10 protein-coding genes are annotated in these 18,559 nt (G+C 50.7%); 9 read left to right on the top strand and 1 reads right to left on the bottom strand.

Features of this window, described 5'->3' with window-relative positions; genetic code table 11:
* Positions 1 to 380 precede the first annotated feature (380 nt).
* A complete protein-coding gene (locus tag JT719_RS16830) occupies positions 381 to 3,872 on the top strand; it encodes a T9SS type A sorting domain-containing protein (RefSeq protein ID WP_207434611.1) in 3,492 nt (1,163 codons plus the stop codon).
* Between the two features lie 305 nt (positions 3,873 to 4,177).
* Positions 4,178 to 8,098: a choice-of-anchor I family protein gene (locus JT719_RS16825; RefSeq protein ID WP_207434606.1), complete on the top strand. Its 3,921-nt coding sequence runs from the start codon at positions 4,178 to 4,180 to the stop codon at positions 8,096 to 8,098.
* Positions 8,099 to 8,260: 162 nt separating this feature from the next.
* On the opposite strand, the gene JT719_RS16820 is transcribed toward JT719_RS16825, so the two are convergent.
* Positions 8,261 to 10,153 carry an amidophosphoribosyltransferase gene (locus JT719_RS16820; RefSeq protein ID WP_207434605.1) on the bottom strand — a complete coding sequence of 631 codons (1,893 nt, stop codon included), beginning with the start codon at positions 10,151 to 10,153 and terminating at the stop codon, positions 8,261 to 8,263.
* A 372-nt stretch (positions 10,154 to 10,525) separates the two neighbouring features.
* Between JT719_RS16820 and JT719_RS16815 the strand changes: the two genes are divergently transcribed.
* The 7 genes from JT719_RS16815 to JT719_RS16785 all read left to right on the top strand — a co-directional run bounded on the left by JT719_RS16815 (position 10,526) and on the right by JT719_RS16785 (position 18,547).
* The gene (locus tag JT719_RS16815) at positions 10,526 to 11,413 is read left to right on the top strand and encodes a DMT family transporter (protein WP_207434604.1); all 888 of its coding nucleotides are present in this window, start codon (positions 10,526 to 10,528) and stop codon (positions 11,411 to 11,413) included.
* Between the two features lie 74 nt (positions 11,414 to 11,487).
* Positions 11,488 to 11,760, top strand: coding sequence for a hypothetical protein (locus JT719_RS16810; RefSeq protein WP_207434602.1), 273 nt, complete (start codon positions 11,488 to 11,490; stop codon positions 11,758 to 11,760).
* A 160-nt stretch (positions 11,761 to 11,920) separates the two neighbouring features.
* A complete protein-coding gene (aspA, locus tag JT719_RS16805) occupies positions 11,921 to 13,333 on the top strand; it encodes an aspartate ammonia-lyase (protein WP_207434600.1) in 1,413 nt (470 codons plus the stop codon).
* A gap of 90 nt (positions 13,334 to 13,423) precedes the next feature.
* Entirely contained in the window at positions 13,424 to 14,287 is an 864-nt protein-coding gene (locus tag JT719_RS16800) for a pirin family protein (RefSeq protein ID WP_207434598.1), read from the top strand.
* Between the two features lie 243 nt (positions 14,288 to 14,530).
* Positions 14,531 to 14,782, top strand: a complete 252-nt coding sequence (locus JT719_RS16795) for a hypothetical protein (RefSeq protein ID WP_207434596.1) — start codon at positions 14,531 to 14,533, stop codon at positions 14,780 to 14,782.
* Between the two features lie 930 nt (positions 14,783 to 15,712).
* Complete coding sequence (locus JT719_RS16790) at positions 15,713 to 18,133, top strand: T9SS type A sorting domain-containing protein (RefSeq protein WP_207434593.1); 2,421 nt, start codon at positions 15,713 to 15,715, stop codon at positions 18,131 to 18,133.
* A gap of 225 nt (positions 18,134 to 18,358) precedes the next feature.
* Positions 18,359 to 18,547: a hypothetical protein gene (locus JT719_RS16785; RefSeq protein WP_207434590.1), complete on the top strand. Its 189-nt coding sequence runs from the start codon at positions 18,359 to 18,361 to the stop codon at positions 18,545 to 18,547.
* Positions 18,548 to 18,559 lie beyond the last annotated feature (12 nt).

Raw genomic sequence — 18,559 nt, 5'->3', positions numbered from 1 at the left:
GAGCAAAACAAGCTATAAGAGAAGTGTACAGTCTTTTAAGCCTTTGTAGTTGATTTAAATAGGTTAAGTTGGCTTGCCAGTAGGTGAGTTTTTATGTTCGCTTCTGATTTTTTTAAAGTTGAACAAAATATTTTTTGAATAAGCTTTAAATAAGATAGGGCTCACTTTTTAATAATGTTTTGGTACTTAGTTGATAAATAATAGAGAATAAATATAACTAATCAATTAAAAAATTTAATAAGCAATGAACTTCTGTTATTCCATTCAAGTTTGCTCTATCAAGAAAATTTATAAACAATTTAATAACAAACATAAAAATTTAGAGCAAGATGTTGGAAGCGAGCCTGTTTGGAAAAGCTGCTAAAGCCTTCAAAGTTTGGATGTTATTCTGGGCATTTTTCATCTTTAAGAATTCTTCTGCCACCGCACAGACTGCCATTATTTACGCAGTTGGTGACTACCGCACCACCTCTTCAGGCACAATCGGCCAGGCAGGAGGTACCTGTACAATTGAACAATTTACAGCGCAGGGTACTTGGGTAACAGCCACCTACCCACTTCCAACTACCGCCACTTTATACGTAGAGCATCAGGTACAGCTTTCTGGCCTGCTGAAACTTACCAATTTGTTTATAGGTTCTGCCAAATCCTTTACAGTACCCGCAAACACCACGCTTCAGACATCAGGAAAATTAACGTTGGCTGCCACCTCTGAGTTGATACAGGAGGGAGAAGTGGAGAACCGTGGTACTCTGCAGTTGCAAGCTAACTCAAGGCTAATCGTAAAATCGGCTACATACAAAGCAACCTCCTTGCTGTGGGCGGGTACAGAGCAGATTGATGCCACCTCAGAGGTGAAAATTGAAGGAGCCGCACCTGGTGCAGTATTGTTCAGTAGTACCAATCTTGCCACCCAGCCGCATGGCTACTGGTTTGGCCGCCTGACGGTGGCACCTGGTCTCGCCGGTAGCCAATGGCAACTCACCGATGCCACTGCTCCGCTGGCTGCCCAAAGTTTCCAGACTACTCTTCCCGGCACCTCTTCGCTTCTTTTGTTAGCCGGCAACAATCAATCACTTAGCTTTGGGCAAGATGTGACCTTAACGGGAGGCTCTTACTTTGTGCAAAGCCAAACATCGGGCACCGGAACACTTGCCGTTAATGGAAATCTAACCCTACAAGGCGCTTCGCTTACGTTGAACCAAGTGTCAAGTGCTGCGGCGGTTACTTTAGTAGATTTGAAAGGCAATCTCACCGCAGACGCTACTTCTTCCATCAATAACAGCAGCACCGCCAATACCAGCACCAGCGGAATCCGGTTTATGGGTACTGCCTGGCAAACTCTTCAGGTAAATGGAACCGTCAACCATGTGTTATTAGCCGTGAAACCAGGCGCTTTGGTGAGGTTAGGGCAGCATCTGCGCCTGAATCCTATCAACTCGGTGTACGCGGCCACCCTCACCGTTGAGAATGGAGGCACGCTTGATTTTGGAGCCGATGCCGCTGGGAACGGCTACCAGGTGCAGGGACTTGGCTACTTTAAACTGGATCAGGGCGGTACTTTGTACGTCACCAGCGCCCAGGGAATAAACGCCACCGGAAACAGCGGTAACGTGGTGGTCACCGATAACCGCAGAACGTTCAACCAGGTTGCCACCTATATTTATAGCGGTTCACTTCCGCAACAGACCGGTAACGCTTTGGCTTCTACTACCAGCGGTAAAATCCTGATCATGGATAATCCTACCACCGTAACGCTCACACAAAGCACCGGAATTTCAAATAATAGCACTTTGTCGGCTCAGGGCGCAAGATTAGAAATCAGGCAAGGGACCTTCATCGCAACTCCCACCGCTGATATCAATGGGGGCGGTAAGCTGGTAATGACGGGTGGCACTTACCGTATTGCAATGGTGAATGCACAGGTTCCCTTGCTATCAGGTGCATTTGACTTAACCGGTGGGGCTATTGAGTTGGCGGGAGATGGAGAACAGATTCTGAAAGGCAAAACGTACCACAAAATCATTGTGAGTGGGAGCAATACAGCGGGAGTGAACGCTAAATCTATCTCCTCAACTACCACCATCAACCAGAACCTGACCATTCTGCCCAATGCCATTCTGGACATCAACAACAAAACCCTGAAAGGAGAAGGAGGTCTGACCATGACGGGTGGCTTGTTCCGGGTCGGGAAGGTTTCGGGGACTTTTCCGGAATTGAACGGGAAAACCGAACCTTACAGGCTTACCGGTGGCACCATTGAACTGTACGGTACTACCAACGGGCAGAGTCAATCCATCAGAGGGACTTATGGCTCCTCCCAAAAGATCACGTACCATCACCTGCTTTTAACCGCGCTGGAAGCCAACACCCTAGATAACATTGGCAACCACCTGGTCAGCGCCAATTTTGACGTAACGGGCACCCTTACCGTGAAGGCCCCGGCGGCGTTGCAGATTGCCAGTAACCGGGCGGTGGGCGGTACCGGTAATTTTATCCTGGAGCCTGGCGCTACCTTGCTGTACGGCTCTCCGCAGGGAATCAAGCTGAGTGGAACCGGAACCATGGACGGCAACGTGCGGGTAAGCGGTACCCGGTCTTTCTCGCCGCAGGCCAACTACGGGTTCATCGGGAACTCAGACATGGTTTCCGGCGATGGTCTGCCTGCCACCGTTTCTAGCCTCCTTATGGCAAAAACTGGTGGAAGTGTAACTCTCACCAAATCAGTGAAGGTAGCCAAAGCCTTCACTTTCAAAAGCGGGGTGTTCAGGACCGATATTAACGAGCTGGAGTTACTAAACCCCGAGGAAACTGCTTTGCAGTTAGCAGATTCTACCTTGTACGTGCACGGGAATCTGCGCAGAGCGGTTAACAGCAGCGGGATCTATTCTTTTCCGGTAGGAAGCGCCACTGGCAAGCGCCGTCTGGATTTGATGTCTATTGGCCTGAGCGGAAACGGCTTTCAGAATATTGTGGTCAGTTTTAAACCGTTGACCCACCACCAGGACGCTGATATGTTCCTGAGGGAAGGAGACCATCTGTACACCCATGTTGAAACCGAAGGCGTTTGGCATGTGGAGCCTAACGCGCAGCCTTCCAGCGGTACTTTCACGGCATACGCCTATCTGCAGGGGTTCCCTAACCTGACCGATAACAAATTCGCGCTGTTGATCAGACCCTTGCACTCCACCAGCGGCAGGGATTGGACTACCGGCGGCGGAACGTTAGATGCGCCTGGCAAAGATGGACGTACCCTGGCCAGCGGCTATGCCAAGCGGAACTTCATCACCCCGTTCGGGCAAGTGGGCATCGCTACCCTTGAAACAGTCTTACCGGTTACCTGGCTGAGTGTGCAGGCGGAACGGAAAAACCAGCAAGTGGAGGTGAAATGGGCAACGGCATCTGAGATCAACAACGATCGGTTTGAAGTGGAATTCTCTGCCGATGGCAAGAACTTCTCCCTGGCCGGAACAGTGCAAGGAGCAGGCAACAGCAGCACAATACAAGAATATCATTTCCACCACGTACGCTCCACCAACGCCCCTACCTATTATAGAGTGAAGCAGGTTGACTTTGATGGTAAGTTTGAGTACAGCAAAACCGTGTCGGTGAAGGGAGGCAGCCCGGCGGTGGCCCAAGTAAACCTATACCCTAACCCCAGTGCAGACCTGGTTTATCTGGCTAACATCACGCTGGAGCCAACGGCCGTAGTGGAGATCCTGGACCTGAAAGGTCTGCGAGTGGAGAGCGTGCAGCCTGTTTCAAGGGGTCAGAACCCGGCCATTCAGGTGAAGCATCTGCCCGCCGGGAACTATATCCTTAGAGTGCAGAACGCAGGCCAACTCATCCAGCAACGCTTCATTAAACTGTAACTGGGTTTTAGGCCTGCTTTCCAAAAAAACCTTCAAAAACCAACAGCGCCGCCTCATAAAGAAGCGGTGCTGTTGGTTTTTGAAGGTTTTGGCATATCTAAGCTGAAAACACTTGAGCGGTTGGTGTAAGGTCAACGCAACTTGCCATTCCTGCTTCAAGGTTTTCTATCCTCCAGTAGCAACTTCAAGTTCTTAACTTTCAGTACACAATTAATTAGCATTCAGATAATCAGGGGGTAACACTCTCATAATGCGGGAGGGATAACTTGCCGGGGATAGCTACACTAACTCCCTACCACACCTCTATGATGAAAAAACTACTCCTTTTATTAGTACAGTTAGTACTACTGGTACAAGCGGCCATGTCGCAGACCCTGGTGCATTACTGGAATTTCAACACCTCCACCAGTGTGCAGACCTTGCTGCAACCTTCCTCCAGTATAGTAACAGGAGCAGGGTTGGAGTACGTGGCCTCGGCAACCAGTGAACTCCCAATCACCGGTAACACCACCGGACAAGGCTTTGAAGCGGCTAACCTGAACGCCCGGAACAATGATCCGGCGGGGGCTCACCTGCGGTTTAACAATCCTATCGGGGGCGCACTGGTGTTCCAGGTTCCTACTACCGGTTACCAGAACGTGGTCATGAAATACGCTACGCGTAGATCAGGTTCAGGTGCCGGGACGCAGGTGGTGGAATACTCTACAGATGGTACCACGTACGTTCCCTTCACTACCATTGCCCCGGTAGACGGAAACCCTACGCTGCAGACCCTGGATTTTACCTCGATAGCCAGCGTGAACAACAATGCCAACTTCAAAGTGAGAATATCCTTTGAGCAGGGAGGCGGTGGCACCGTGGGTAACAATCGTCTTGATAATGTTACCCTGGAAGGCAATCCGCTGGGGACAGACAATGTGGCGCCTACGGTGGTTTTCAATCCTGCTACAGGTGCCCAGCAGGTACCGGTGGTAGTTCAGCCAACCCTAACGTTCAATGAAGATGTGAGGCTGGTCAATAACGCAACCCTCACCAATGAGAACGTAGCTGCGCTGGTAGAGCTTAGGAAAGACAATGCGGCTGGTGCCCCCGTCGCGTTTGAGGCTACTGTGTCTGGCAGAACCATCACCATGGTGCCCACCCAAAGCCTGCAAAACAACCAGACCTATTTTGTGGCTTTGAAAGCGAATGTGGTGGAAGACCTGAGCGACAATGCCCTCCCCGCGGTGCAGAGTGCCACCTTCACCACCATTGCCGTGCAGACAGTTTTTCAGCCCGGGGACCTGGTGCCCGTTGCTTACCGCATGAACGCCACCAGCACCGATGATGAGATTGCTCTCATAACGCTGGTGAACATCCTGCCCGGTACCATGATTCACTTCACCGATGCCAAGTACACCACCAACGCGCAGCCGCAGTGCCCCGGTGGCTTTACCTGGACGGCTCCGCCAGCAGGAGTAGCGGCAGGAACGGTACTGAGAATTCAGAACGATGCCCTGACCACTAACCTCGGAACCTTATCTGGCTCCGGCTTTGGATTGAGCTCCAGCGGCGACCAGGTACTGGTATATACAGGCACTCCCCAAAATCCGGCGTACATCACGGCCCTGAGTTCCAATGTCTGGGTTTCTGCCAACACCTCGTGCAGCGGCAGTAACTCTATGTTGCCTGCTGGCTTAACTGACGGTGCTACTTCCATTAACCTGAGTACCGCGGCTGGTAACGTGTCTGGCAATACTGTAAACGCTTATTACAACGGACCGCAAACCGGTTCTAAAGCCCAGCTACAGCAGGCCATCCTGAACCCGGCAAACTGGGTGGGCACTGCCTCTGGTACAGCGGCCCAAACCTGGCCTACCTGGGCATTCCCAGGCCCGCCTTCTGTGGTGACAGCTAAAACCGTCAGCAACACTACCATTGCTTTGGAGTTTAGCCGTGAATTGAACGCCGCCTCTGCAACCCAACTGAGCCACTATACCGGTATTGCCGGATTGCAGTCGGCAACATTAGGAAGTAATGGCAAAACGGTCACCTTAACGTACTCAGCTCCATTCACTTCCGGCGCAAGCTATTCCCTGGTGGTGAGTGGGGTACAGGATACCGAAAACCAGCCTATGTTCTCGGCTTATACCTATGCGTTTACCTACAACACTACCATCTCGCTGGCCAGCAATTTCCTGACGGTGAACGAAAATGCTGGGTCGGTGCAGATTAGAATGAATCTGGTGAATCCAGCCAGCGGATCGGTGCAGTTGGTGCTTAAACAGGCGCCTTTCAGCACAGCTGGTGCGGCAGACATCACTTATACCACGCAGACTTTAACCTTTACCGGCAGCAGCCCGGCGGAGCAGGTAGTGACCATTCCGGTGATAGACGACAACGAGGCGGAACAGGATGAATACTTTGTGCTCAGCCTGGAGAATGCTACAGGGTTGACCATCACGGGTAACGCTTCCATCACGGTTTACCTCAAAGACAATGACCGATTGGCCCCGCAACCCACCCGCGAAATCAGCCTGAACCATGTGGGCAGCTTTAAGCCCGTAGCCAGCGGCAGTACCACCGAGATTGTGGTGCATGACCCGGCAACCCAGCGGTTGTACATGACCAGTGCCGTGCAAGACCGGCTGGACATCGCAGATTTCTCCAACCCTGCGGCTATTCAACTCATCAAGTCTGTAGACATGAAGCCGTATGGCGGCATCACCAGTGTGGCGGTGAAAAACGGGATGGTGGCCGTGGCATCGCCCAACGCGAGCGAGCACCTGAACGGATCGGTGGTTTTCTTCAACACCAACGGAGAGTTCCAGAAACAGGTCACCGTAGGGGCCCTGCCCGATATGATTACCTTCACCCCAGACGGTACCAAGGTGCTCACGGCCAATGAAGGCCAACCCAATGCAGACTACTCCATTGACCCCGAAGGCTCCATCACCATCATTGATGTGTCTGGTGGACTAGCTAATCTTACCCAGGCGAATGTAACCACTTTGCTTTTTGATGGCTTCAACAGCCAGGAAGCTACCCTGAAAGCCGCGGGAGTTCGCAAGACCAAAGCTTCCAGCACTCTGTCGCAGGACCTGGAGCCGGAATACATCACGGTGTCAGAAGATTCCCGCCGGGCGTGGGTGACCCTTCAGGAGAACAACGCCTTCGCTGAGATCAACCTGGAAAACGCTTCTGTGACCAGCATCTGGGCCATGGGCACCAAAGACATGAGCGCACTGGGCAACGGGTTTGATGCCTCTGATAACAACAACCAGGTGCTGCTTTCCAACTGGCCTATAAAGGCGTTCTACACTCCGGATGCCGTTGCTTCCTACAACGTGGGAGGAGTGACGTACCTGGTTACGGCCAACGAAGGAGATGAAAAGGAATATACCGGCTTAGTGGAGCGCACCACAGTGGGGGCGGTTACCCTTGACCCTACGGTTTTCCCCAATGCCGCCATCCTGCAACAGAACAATAACCTGGGCCGATTGCGCATCACCAATCTGCACGGCGATACTGATGGAGATGGCGACTACGATGAGCTCTACATGCTGGGTTCCCGTTCGTTCTCCATCTGGAACTCCACATCCAAGGCGTTGGTGTACGACAGCGGTGATGATTTTGAGCGCATCACTTCCACCGATCCCAGCATTGCCCCGCTCTTCAACGCAGACAATGAAAGCAACGGAGTGAAGTCCCGCAGCCGGGCCAAAGGACCAGAGCCGGAGGGTGTGACCGTTGCTGCCATTGAAGGTAAAAATTATGCGTTCATCGGGCTGGAAAGAGTAGGAGGGGTAATGGTCTACAACATCACCAACCCGGCCCAGCCTGTTTTTGTAGATTACAGGAATAGCCGCAGCCTTACTGCTTACGCTGGAGACCAGGGGCCTGAAGGGATTTTCTTTATTCCGAACACCGCAAGCCCTAATGGCAGACCCTATGTGCTGGTGGCGAATGAACTGAGTGGCTCTGTGGCAGTGTACCAGGTCATGGGTACGTTAACGGCCTCCAAAGAAGAACTGGAAAAGGAGAATGATTTCACCCTGTTCCCTAATCCGGCAAACGGCGGCAAAGTCAGCTTCAGCCAAAAAGTTACCATTGATGTGTTGGATGCCACCGGCAGAAAAATATATGCCGGCAAAAACGTGCAGTCATTGGATGTAAGCCACTACAAGAAAGGCCTATACTTTGTGAAAACAAGCCAGGGGCAAGTGCGACGCCTGGTGGTGAACTAAGGACAGCATTAAACCTTAGCCTCTCGATTTCGGGTTGTTTTCTGTAAAACAGGCCAAATATATACGCATAAAAAGAAGAGAGCCGGTTCAACTGAACCGGCTCTCTTCTTTTTATCACAAGGCTAGATAATTAGCACATGAACTCAATAAAGCATTAGCACCTTAATACGCTCTTCCAGCTTTGTTTTCCATAAAGTTCACGAAGGCGCGGTTCACCACTTTCATACCGCCCGGGGTAGGGAAGTTACCGGTGAAGTACCAGTCCCCGATGTGGTTAGGGATGGCTTCGTGCAGGCCTTCAATGGTCTGGAAGATTACCTGTACCTCGGCTTTTACGTTAGGCGCTTTGACAATCTCGGCCACTTTGCCGCTGATTTCTTCGGCGGTGAATTGCCGGTAGAGCTCCTGCACAAAGTTCCGGGTTCTGGCTTCGCCGGTTTTCAGGGCCAGTTGGCAGTTTTTATATACCTCGTGCGCCAGGCATTCCTGGTTACGGTCTTTGAGCAAGCCCATGAGCGCTCTGAACGCCACAAACTCCTTCATCTTAGACATGTCAATGCCGTAGCAGTCTGGGTAGCGGATCTGCGGAGCGCAGGACACAATGATGATTTTCTTCGGCCCTAAACGGTCCAGCATTCTGATAATGCTTTTCTCCAGGGTAGTACCGCGCACAATGGAGTCATCAATCACCACAACGGTGTCAACGCCTTTCTTCACTACTTCATAGGTGGTGTCATAGACGTGGGCCACCAGGTCATCACGGGAAGTATCATCGGTGATGAAGGTTCTGAGCTTGGCGTCTTTGATCACCAGTTTCTCTACCCGTGGCCGGAAAGAAAGCAGGTTGTCCAGTTTCTCTTCATCGCCGTCTGCTTCCAGAATGGCTTTGCGGCGGTACGCGCGCAGGTAATCTTCCACGCCTTCCATCATGCCCAGGAAAGAAGTCTCGGCGGTGTTAGGGATGTAGGAGAAAACGGTGTTCTCTAAATCGTAATCAATGGCTTTGAGCACCTGCGGGCACAGCAATTTGCCTAAGGCTTTGCGTTCCTGGTAGATCTCTGGGTCGTTGCCACGGGAGAAGTAGATGCGCTCAAAGCTGCAGGATTTCTTCTCCAGCGCCGGAAGGATCTCTTTCTCGGCGGCTTCCCCGTTTTTCTGGATGATGAGCGCATGACCCGGGGTGATTTCCCTGATCTGGTTATAATCAACCCCGAACGCGGTTTTGATGGCCGGTTTCTCCGAGGCGATCACGACCACTTCATCGTCCATGTAATAATAGGCCGGACGGATGCCCGATGGGTCACGTACCACAAAGGCCGCTCCGTAACCGGTAAGACCCGCCATAGCGTAGCCTCCGTCAAAGTCTTTGCAGGCCCGGCGCAGCACGCGCTGCAGGTCCAGGTGCTCTTCAATGAGGGCGGTAATTTCTTCGTTGTTGTGGTCGGGTTTGAAGTAGTCAAACAGGCGCTGGTTTTCCTCGTCCAGGAAATGGCCAATTTTTTCCAGCACCGTTACGGTGTCAATTTTCTGGCGCGGATGCTGACCAAGTTCCGTGAGCACGTCAAAGAGCTCATCTACGTTGGTCATGTTGAAGTTACCAGCCACGGCCAGGCTCCGGTTACGCCAGTTGTTCTCACGCACCATGGGGTGGCAGTTGTCAACGCTGTTCTCGCCGTGGGTACCATAACGCAAATGGCCCAGATACACATCGCCCATGAAGGGGAGATTCTGTCTGAGCCAATCAATGTCTTTCGCGTCCTCGGGGAACTTGCGTTTCAGCTTGTTGTATTTCTCGCTTATTTTCCCAAAAATAGCATCAATCGCCTTGGTCTTCACTGACCGGTACCGGGCAATGTATTCCGTACCCGGTTTGGCGTTGATTTTGATGCTGGCAAATCCGGCGCCGTCTTGCCCACGGTTGTGCTGTTTCTCCATGAGCAGGTACATCTTCTGGATGCCGTACATGGGAGTGCCGTATTTCTCGGTATAATATTCTAAGGGTTTGCGGAGGCGGACAATGGCTATTCCGCACTCATGTTTGATCGCATCACTCATTTCAAAAGGTTTTAAAGCGAAAGCACGTGTCAAATAGCTTTCTGCCTCTAACGCTGCTTTGGAAGACCAGAGCAGAATGGGCATGCAAAGTAAGGGTAAATACACGTAAACCGCCACTGGAAAAACCATTTTCTATCTGCTTTCATTCCTTGCCCAGGTGATGTTTCTTCCCTAAAGAAAGATTCCTTCTATCAGTACAAATGCGAGTGGTTATAATGCTATAAATACCGGAGAATGCAGGTAAATGCGCCTTATGGCACGTTAGTGGAAGGAACTACCCGGTTCTGTTTTCAACCTGATTTCATTAAAGTAACCCTAAAACAGGGTGAGCCGGTTAGGTGATGTAAAGGGTACCAGGTTACCTTTGCGGTCATGAACAGACAAGTACAGGTGCATGCTGCCTTGTTTCTGGTGGCACTCATCTACGGGGCTAACTACAGCATCGCCAAGGAGATCATGCCAGATTATGTGCAGCCGTTCGGGCTGATTGTGATACGGGTGGTGAGTGCCGTGTTGGTGTTTGGGGCCATCTCGGTTTTTGTGGTGAAAGAGAAAATCCAGAGCAAAACCGATTGGGTCAGGATTGTGCTCTGCGGTCTGTTCGGGATTACGCTCAACCAGCTTTCCTTCTTCAGCGGGCTCAACCTCACCTCGCCCATCAATGCTTCGCTTATCCAGACGGTGTCGCCGGTAGTGGTGGTGCTGCTGTCTTCCTATCTGCTCAAAGAGCGCATCAAGGTGTTCAGGATGGTGGGCATTCTCATTGCCGGGCTGGGAGCCATGATGCTGATCTCGGGTAAAGCCGGTAACACCCAGGGAAATATCCTGGGCGATATTCTCATGCTGGTGAACGCCGCCTGCTTTGGGGCGTTTCTGGTGTTGGTAAAGCCCTTGATGCAGCGGTACAATCCTATCACGGTGGTGAGCCGCGTGTTTCTGGTAGGTTCAGTGGGGGTGATTCCGTTTGGGATGGCGCAGGTCATACAACCAGAGTACGCTACTTTCCCGGCTTCAATCTGGGGCGCGGTGGCGTTTGTGGTGATCTGTATGACTATTCTGGCGTACCTGCTCAACGTGTGGGCCATGAAATACGCCAGCCCGGCGCTGGTGGGCGTGTACATCTATCTGCAACCGGTTTTCGCTATCCTCATTGCGGTTGGGTTAGGGAAAGACGTGTTTACCTGGCAGAAAGCCCTGTATGCCGCCATGATTTTTGGGGGCGTGTACCTGGTGAGTAAACCCAGAAAACCAGCTATTTAGCGGTCTTTGCTTAAAAAATGTAGACGTAAATGGCACCTTGCCCTCTTTTTGGGCGTTGAAGACTTTATTATTACATGAACCACGAGATGACAGAACAGCTTTCATACGCTGATGATGCATTGCACCACCTCTTTTTGAGGGTAGAGGCCCAAGACGCTACCTGTATGCTCAACCTTGCGGGTCATCCGCTGCGCATCAGAGAAGTAGTGTTCCAGATGGTAGACAACGGATGCCGCGTAAGCAAAGTAGACGCCGACGGCTACAACACCTTCCTGTTTGACAAAGAAGTCACCGAAATCTACGACTATCTCACCACCATCATCAAAGTGAAGTTTTCTACCGTTTGACGCGCGTTTCAAGCCTTGTTTCCCCTAAACAAGCTTAAAACTCTTACGGGGCTGTTCTTCTCTAAGTGCGTACTTACCGCAGCCTTGCAGAATTAAAACAAAGTTCATCTAATAGCGGTACAGTACAGGGTATCCCCACACCTGTTACCAAGACCACTAGATGAACACAGACTTTAGAATAGAACACGATTTCCTGGGCGAGAAAGAGATTCCTAACACCGCTTACTACGGGGTGCAGACCCTCAGGGCCCTGGAAAACTTCAACATCACCGGAATCACCGTTGCCTCTGAGCCGCTTTTCATTGTGGCGTTTGCCTACGTGAAAAAAGCCGCCGCCATGGCCAACCGGGATCTGGGAGTTCTGGACAAGAAACTAGCCGAAGCCATCATTTTCGCCTGCGATGAACTCATTGCCGGCAAGTACCTGGATCAGTTTGTGACCGATCTGATTCAGGGCGGCGCGGGTACCTCGGTGAACATGAACGTGAACGAGGTCATCGCCAACATCGGACTGGAGTACCTGGGGCATCAGAAAGGCCAGTACGAGTTTCTGCACCCCAACAACCACGTCAACTGTTCCCAATCCACCAATGACACGTACCCCACGTCTATCATGATGGCGGTGCATCTGAAAGTGGATGTGTACCTGAAAGCCCTGGATGCCCTCCGGAAATCCTTCTTGCGCAAAGCGGAAGAGTTCAAGAATGTCTTGAAGATGGGCCGCACCCAGTTGCAGGATGCCGTGCCCATGACTTTAGGCCAGGAATTCCATAGTTTTGCCACCACCATCAACGACGATATCAAGCACCTGCGCGAAGCCCAACGCAAGCTGCGGGAGTGCAACATGGGCGGTACCGCCATTGGTACCAGTATCAACGCCCCGCAGGGATACCCAGAGCTCTGCACGCGCTACCTGGCTCAAATTACCAAACTGCCTATCACCCTGGCACCTGATCTGATAGAAGCGTCTTCTGACATGGGAACCTATGTGCTGGTGTCGGCCATGCTAAAACGCAGTGCCCTTAAGATTTCCAAAATTTGTAATGACCTGCGCTTGCTTTCATCTGGTCCCCGGGCCGGATTGAACGAGATCAAACTGCCGCCCATGCAGCCGGGCTCGTCCATCATGCCGGGTAAGGTGAACCCCGTGATTCCGGAAGTGGTGAACCAAACCGCTTTCTACGTGATGGGCGCCGATGTTACTATTTCCATAGCCGCCGAAGCCGGTCAGTTGCAGCTCAACGTCATGGAGCCGGTGATTGCGTTCAGCTTGTTTACCTCCATGAACTACATGATCAACGCCATTACCACCCTGCGTACCAAATGTGTTGACGGCATTGTGGCCAACGTGGATGTGTGTCGCGAAGAGGTAATGCGCAGCATTGGCATTGTGACCGCCCTTAACCCCTTGTTGGGCTACGAGACCTCGGCCTCCATTGCCAAAGAGGCGCTGGCCACCGGTAAATCCATCCACCAGATTGTGGTACTGGAGCGCAAACTCATCACCCAGCAGAAGTGGGATGAAATCTATTCTTTTGAAAACATGATCCATCCGGTGTACATCAACGGGTAGTTTACAGCTTATTTTAGAAAAAGAGGCTTTAAACAGGAAAGGTGCTGTTGAAAAGCACGGGCTCCGCCACTCCATTTAAATGAATAACAGATGAACCGAAGGATATTTCAGGTAATTGACGGTGTGAAGAAACAGGTAGGGGAGGGCTTTCAGGTGACCAGCCCCATGCCTGGTTCCAGAATTAGGCAGCTGAGCCCTTTTCTCCTGATTGACCATACCGGACCCATGCAAGTGGAGCCTACCGAGTCTCCGTTGGGGGCAGATCCGCACCCGCACCGGGGCTTTGAAACGGTCACCATTGTGTACCAGGGTTACCTGGCCCACAGAGACACGGCTGGGTACAGCGGCAAAATCGGTCCGGGCGATGTGCAGTGGATGACCGCTGGCGCCGGACTGCTCCACGAGGAACGGCACGAAAAGGAATTTGCCCGGCAAGGTGGCGTACTGGAACTGATTCAACTGTGGGTGAACGTGCCCAAAAAAGACAAGATGTTTCCGCCCCGTTACCAGGAACTCAGAAGCGGAACCATCCCGGTAATTGCCACCGCAGAGGGGAAAGGGGCCATCCGGGTTATCTCGGGTAGCTACGCAGGGGTTTCTGGTCCCGCCGAAACTTTCTCGCCCATTACCATCCTGGATGTGCATCAACCCAAAGGCACGACTCTGCAATTACAGTTGCCGGCCGCTTACAACGTGGGTATCTATGTGGTGAAAGGAAGTGTGCAACTGCACGGCAACCGCGCTGCCCAGACCAAACAGTTGGTGGTCTTTGGGTGGGATGCAGACGGGATTGAAGTCGCCTTTGAAGAGGATTCAACGTTCCTGGTGCTGGCCGGGGAGCCCATTGAAGAACCATTGGCTACCTACGGCCCCTTCGTGATGAATACAAACCAGGAACTGGTGCAAGCCATAGAAGACTTTGAAAGCGGCACAATGGGCAGTTTCGCAGACTAGCAATTCTGTATTTCTGAAGGAATGTCTTTTGAAGCTAAGTGAAGGTCTGTTTCAAGGCATTTTTGACGAAAACGGGTCTAAAACAGATTAGCCTTTTATAGTTTGTTTACTTTCGGGTTACTTGAATTTCCATTTTAGAAGTTAGTTTGCCCTTGTTTTTGGGATTACTTTCTTACCGGGCTTGATGAAACTAAATCATTCCAGATAAGCTTATGAGGGAGTATTCCCGCTTAGAGAATTGACATGCTAGAACATTCGCTTTTTCATAAACTTCCCCCCAGAAACCAAGCCCAGCTTCTGGAGCAAAAGGGTATTGCTCTTGCCCAGCGAGAATTCAAAGGCTGGGCCATTACCCTGTTCTCGTTTGAAAACCGCCTGATGGAAGTTTGGAACAAAATGGGAATAGAGGTGGTTGCCTCTTTCCAATCCGAGGCTCCTTACATGGATATCATTGAACCCTATATCCAGGAACTTGATGTTCCGGAGAATGCCTGATTGAGTCTTTAATCTTACAATACCGTAACAGCCGCTGAGGAAGAATCCTTAGCGGCTGTTTTCTTTTTGCCCGGTTGCAACTATAAAGTCAAAAGCATTGGCTCAGTACTTCTCCTACATAAGAACAAAAGACAGGAGGTCCACTTGTTTACGACACTTTCAAATAATAAAAAGCACACTCTTATTAATAAAGTTTAATTATGCATTTGATAAGTGAAGAAATTTCATAATTTTACTTTCATAGAAACTAAAACTACTTTTTACCCAAAGGCTGAATAGTTTATAAGAAAAACCATATAAACGCCAGAGCTTTATCAATTATTTATTCAGTTTGTACTATGCTGAATCACAAACAGATAAAGAAGCCCTGTTGTTGGAAGTAGGCTAGGGTATTCATCTTGTATTTGCTTCATTTTTGAAATTTGGGTACAAAAACAAGAGCTTAAAATAATGAAATAGGCTGGTTTGAAATTGTCCATAAATTGGGCAAATCAAATACAAGGTCTTACCAGCAAACAGATTGTACGGCAAAGTTCAATCCCACAGAATTGGACTCAGCTTCTAAAAAGCCGTGTTATTGAGATTAAATGACTTGCTTATAGGTGTTTATCTTCAAAGATTGTCCTATGAATACTTTCTTGCCTGAACTTTCTTCGGTGATCGGCTACCTTCTCAAAACCCTTTACTCCCATCTACTGCTTAGGTGTTTTATTCCCCGCATGTTTAAGTTGCCACTACCTTCTTGCGGCAGATCGGCTTAAACGAGCCGGTAACCTGTTTTTGTCAGGTTCAAGGACGTATTTAAAGTTGCCACAACCGTCTTCTGCTCTGCTTACCTCTCTTATAGTCCCCCTCGCTCACCTGTCCGGATTCTCCGTTGCATGCCTTCCCGCATGAGTACCTCTGATTTCAACATGAAAAGCTCCTTACATGCTCAATCAAATCAACATTATGGAAGAATTTGACTCCTTAGGCCCACAAAGCTATTCACATGACAAGGTAACTACCCTTAGTCTTTCAAGAGAGAAGGGTAGGGTAAACTCCTATCTGAAATTCTTGTTTGTTTTTTGCTTGGTTCTGGTCTCGTTCATTGATGTCCAGGCATCCCATTTTAGGTATGGGAGTATTTCCTGGCGGGTGGTGGGGCCCAAAACAATAGAGTTCAAAGTTTCGCAAGCATATAGGAGTGGCTACTTTGGGAACCCGGAAGTTGGATCCACCTTGGTGCCCGATGTTGATTTTTCTTTTGGAGACGGCTCCTCCCGCGATATTCCCTTACTGGTAACGGCAGTCAATGAGGCGCAGGACTGGTTCTATGGAGTGGCAACGTTTACCCATACCTACTCAGAAGAAGGTACCTATACCGCAAATTTCAGCAGCTGCTGCCGGTTAGTTTCCTTGAAAAACAATTCAGATCTTAACTACCGGGTAGAAACCACTGTACAGGTAGGAGGGGGCAATAATTCGCCGGTGGCCACCCTGCCGCCAATCAGAACCTTGCCAAACGACCAGATGGCTGCCACGTTCCCCATCCCGGCCACTGACTTTGAGGGAGATGTGCTCAGCTATAGATTAGCCACTTCTACCGAGATGGGAGGCGGGTCCAACCCAGAGGGATTAACCGTGAACCCTACCACGGGTTTCGTAACCTGGACAACCATGGGTTTAGAAGATGGTCTTTATAATGCGGCCGTTGCAATCACAGATACCAAGGGCGCCAAAATAGTGGTAGATTTCATTATATCTGTACAGGCGGTGCCACCGCCGCCACCCGCTTTTGACTTCACAGTTACTCCTACTCCGTCTGTGCCCATAGAGGCGCTGGTAGGTCAACTGGTAGGTTTCAGGATAAGGGCAACCGATGACTCGGAAACAGATCTGGTCACCATTTTCGCCCTGGGTATGCCGGCGGGCGCATCCTTGTTTCCTCGGATTGTTTTAGGGAATCCGGTCCAGACGGCTTTTAACTGGACCCCTACTACCGCAGGTTCTTATGTGGTTACGTTTGTAGCCGAAGACAGCAGCGGAAACCAGACCATCACCTCTGTGACCATCAATGTCTCCAGTTGCGTACTGACGATAGAGGCCGATGCTTCTAATGTGTCTTCTCCGGGAGCCAATGACGGCGCCATTAACCTAACGGTAAGCGGCGGCACAGCTCCGTACACGTATAACTGGTCTAACGGCAGCACCTCCGAGGATCTGGAAGGATTAGCGGCGGGCACTTACAACGTAACCGTGGTAGATGCCACGGGTTCCTGCCGGCAAACGGCTTCTTTCACCATCCAGGAGGAAGTTGCCTGTGATCTCATGCTGACCGGAACTGTCACCCACGTGTCTGCACCCGGAGCCGCCGATGGTTCAATTGACTTGACCGTGAGCGGCGGCATTGCACCGTATACGTACACCTGGTCCAACGGCAGCACAACTGAGGATGTGATGGGCTTGATGCCCGGTACCTATACCGTAATGGTGGTAGATTCTACGGGTGCTTGTATGCAGGATACCACTTTCACCATACAGGGTGACACCACCATGACCTGCCCCGATACCGGTGGTATCTCGTATGAGCTTTGGAGCAGTGTCTCCTCTAAACTTGTAGAACTTCACCACCTGCCCTCTGATACGCCGCCTACCAGTACCAACACCCTTAGTTCCTTCATGATACCTTCCAACATGGGCGAGAATTACTTCACCCGGTTAAGAGGGTATTTGTGCGTGCCGGTGTCTGGGGAGTACCGCTTCTACCTGGCCGCCGACGACAGGGCTGAACTTCTGCTGAGCACAGACGAAGACCCTGCTAACAAGATGCAGATTGCCTGGGTGCGCAAGGCTACTAAGCCTGATAAGTATACCGAATTCCCTACCCAGCAGTCTGAGGTGATTTACCTGGAGGCAGGGCGCCGGTACTACATAGAGGCGGTGATGCGGGAGTTCCGGTTCAAAGATCACCTCTCCGTGGCCTGGACCAAGCCTGATGGCATGATGGAGACCATACCCGGTTCCAGCCTCATCCCGTACATGTCTGCCCCAATGCTATCTGCAAGCCAACGGTCAGAACTGAAGTCTGCGTTAGCCGAAAAACCTGCCCAAGAGGCGTTCATTGCCAGTCCTAATCCTTTCAGCCATAAGACTAACATCAGTTTCACGGTGGAAGCGGAGGGAGAGGTTAACCTGGAGGTTTTCAATTTGCAAGGGCAGCGGCTACAAGCCTTACATGCCGGAAGAGCCATTGCAGGCCAGACGTACCAATACCAGTTTGACGGCTCAAAATACACCAATGGAGTTTACATCTGTAGGTTCACCGTTGGCGGCAAATCAACCATCAAAAGGCTGGTACTGAACCGGTAACCTAATACATTTTCTTTTTGACAGAGAGGTCTCCAGTGACAGGAGACCTCTTTGTTTATCAGACTAAACGGAACTGGCCAGTTCAACCCAAGTGCAAATGAATCATAATCATTGGTGTTCCATTGAATCCCTTTGGCGTTAAATCTGTTTAGCCAGAGAAGGCAGTTGAGCTCGGTTGAGCAGAGGAAAGAATTATCGCCTATATTAGGGGCATACTTACTAGATATGACAGAAGAAGAATTTGATGCAAATTACGTGGCAGCCCTTGACGCGGTGTTAGAAGCCATGGCGGAGGAAAAGGAGATTGAACCGGGCAAGTTCTTCAGTATGACCTACATTCTGGAAAATCTGCGCTACTTCAGCCCCGTAATTTATGGGGTGCTCCAAAACGCAAGAAATAATTCACAGCAATAAATAAACACCCTT

This window comes from Sabulibacter ruber (assembly GCF_017355955.1).
Lineage (GTDB): Bacteria > Bacteroidota > Bacteroidia > Cytophagales > Hymenobacteraceae > Nibribacter > Nibribacter ruber_A.
The sequence above is the reverse complement of the archived record's forward strand: the minus strand, read 5'-3'. Positions and strand labels throughout refer to the sequence as shown.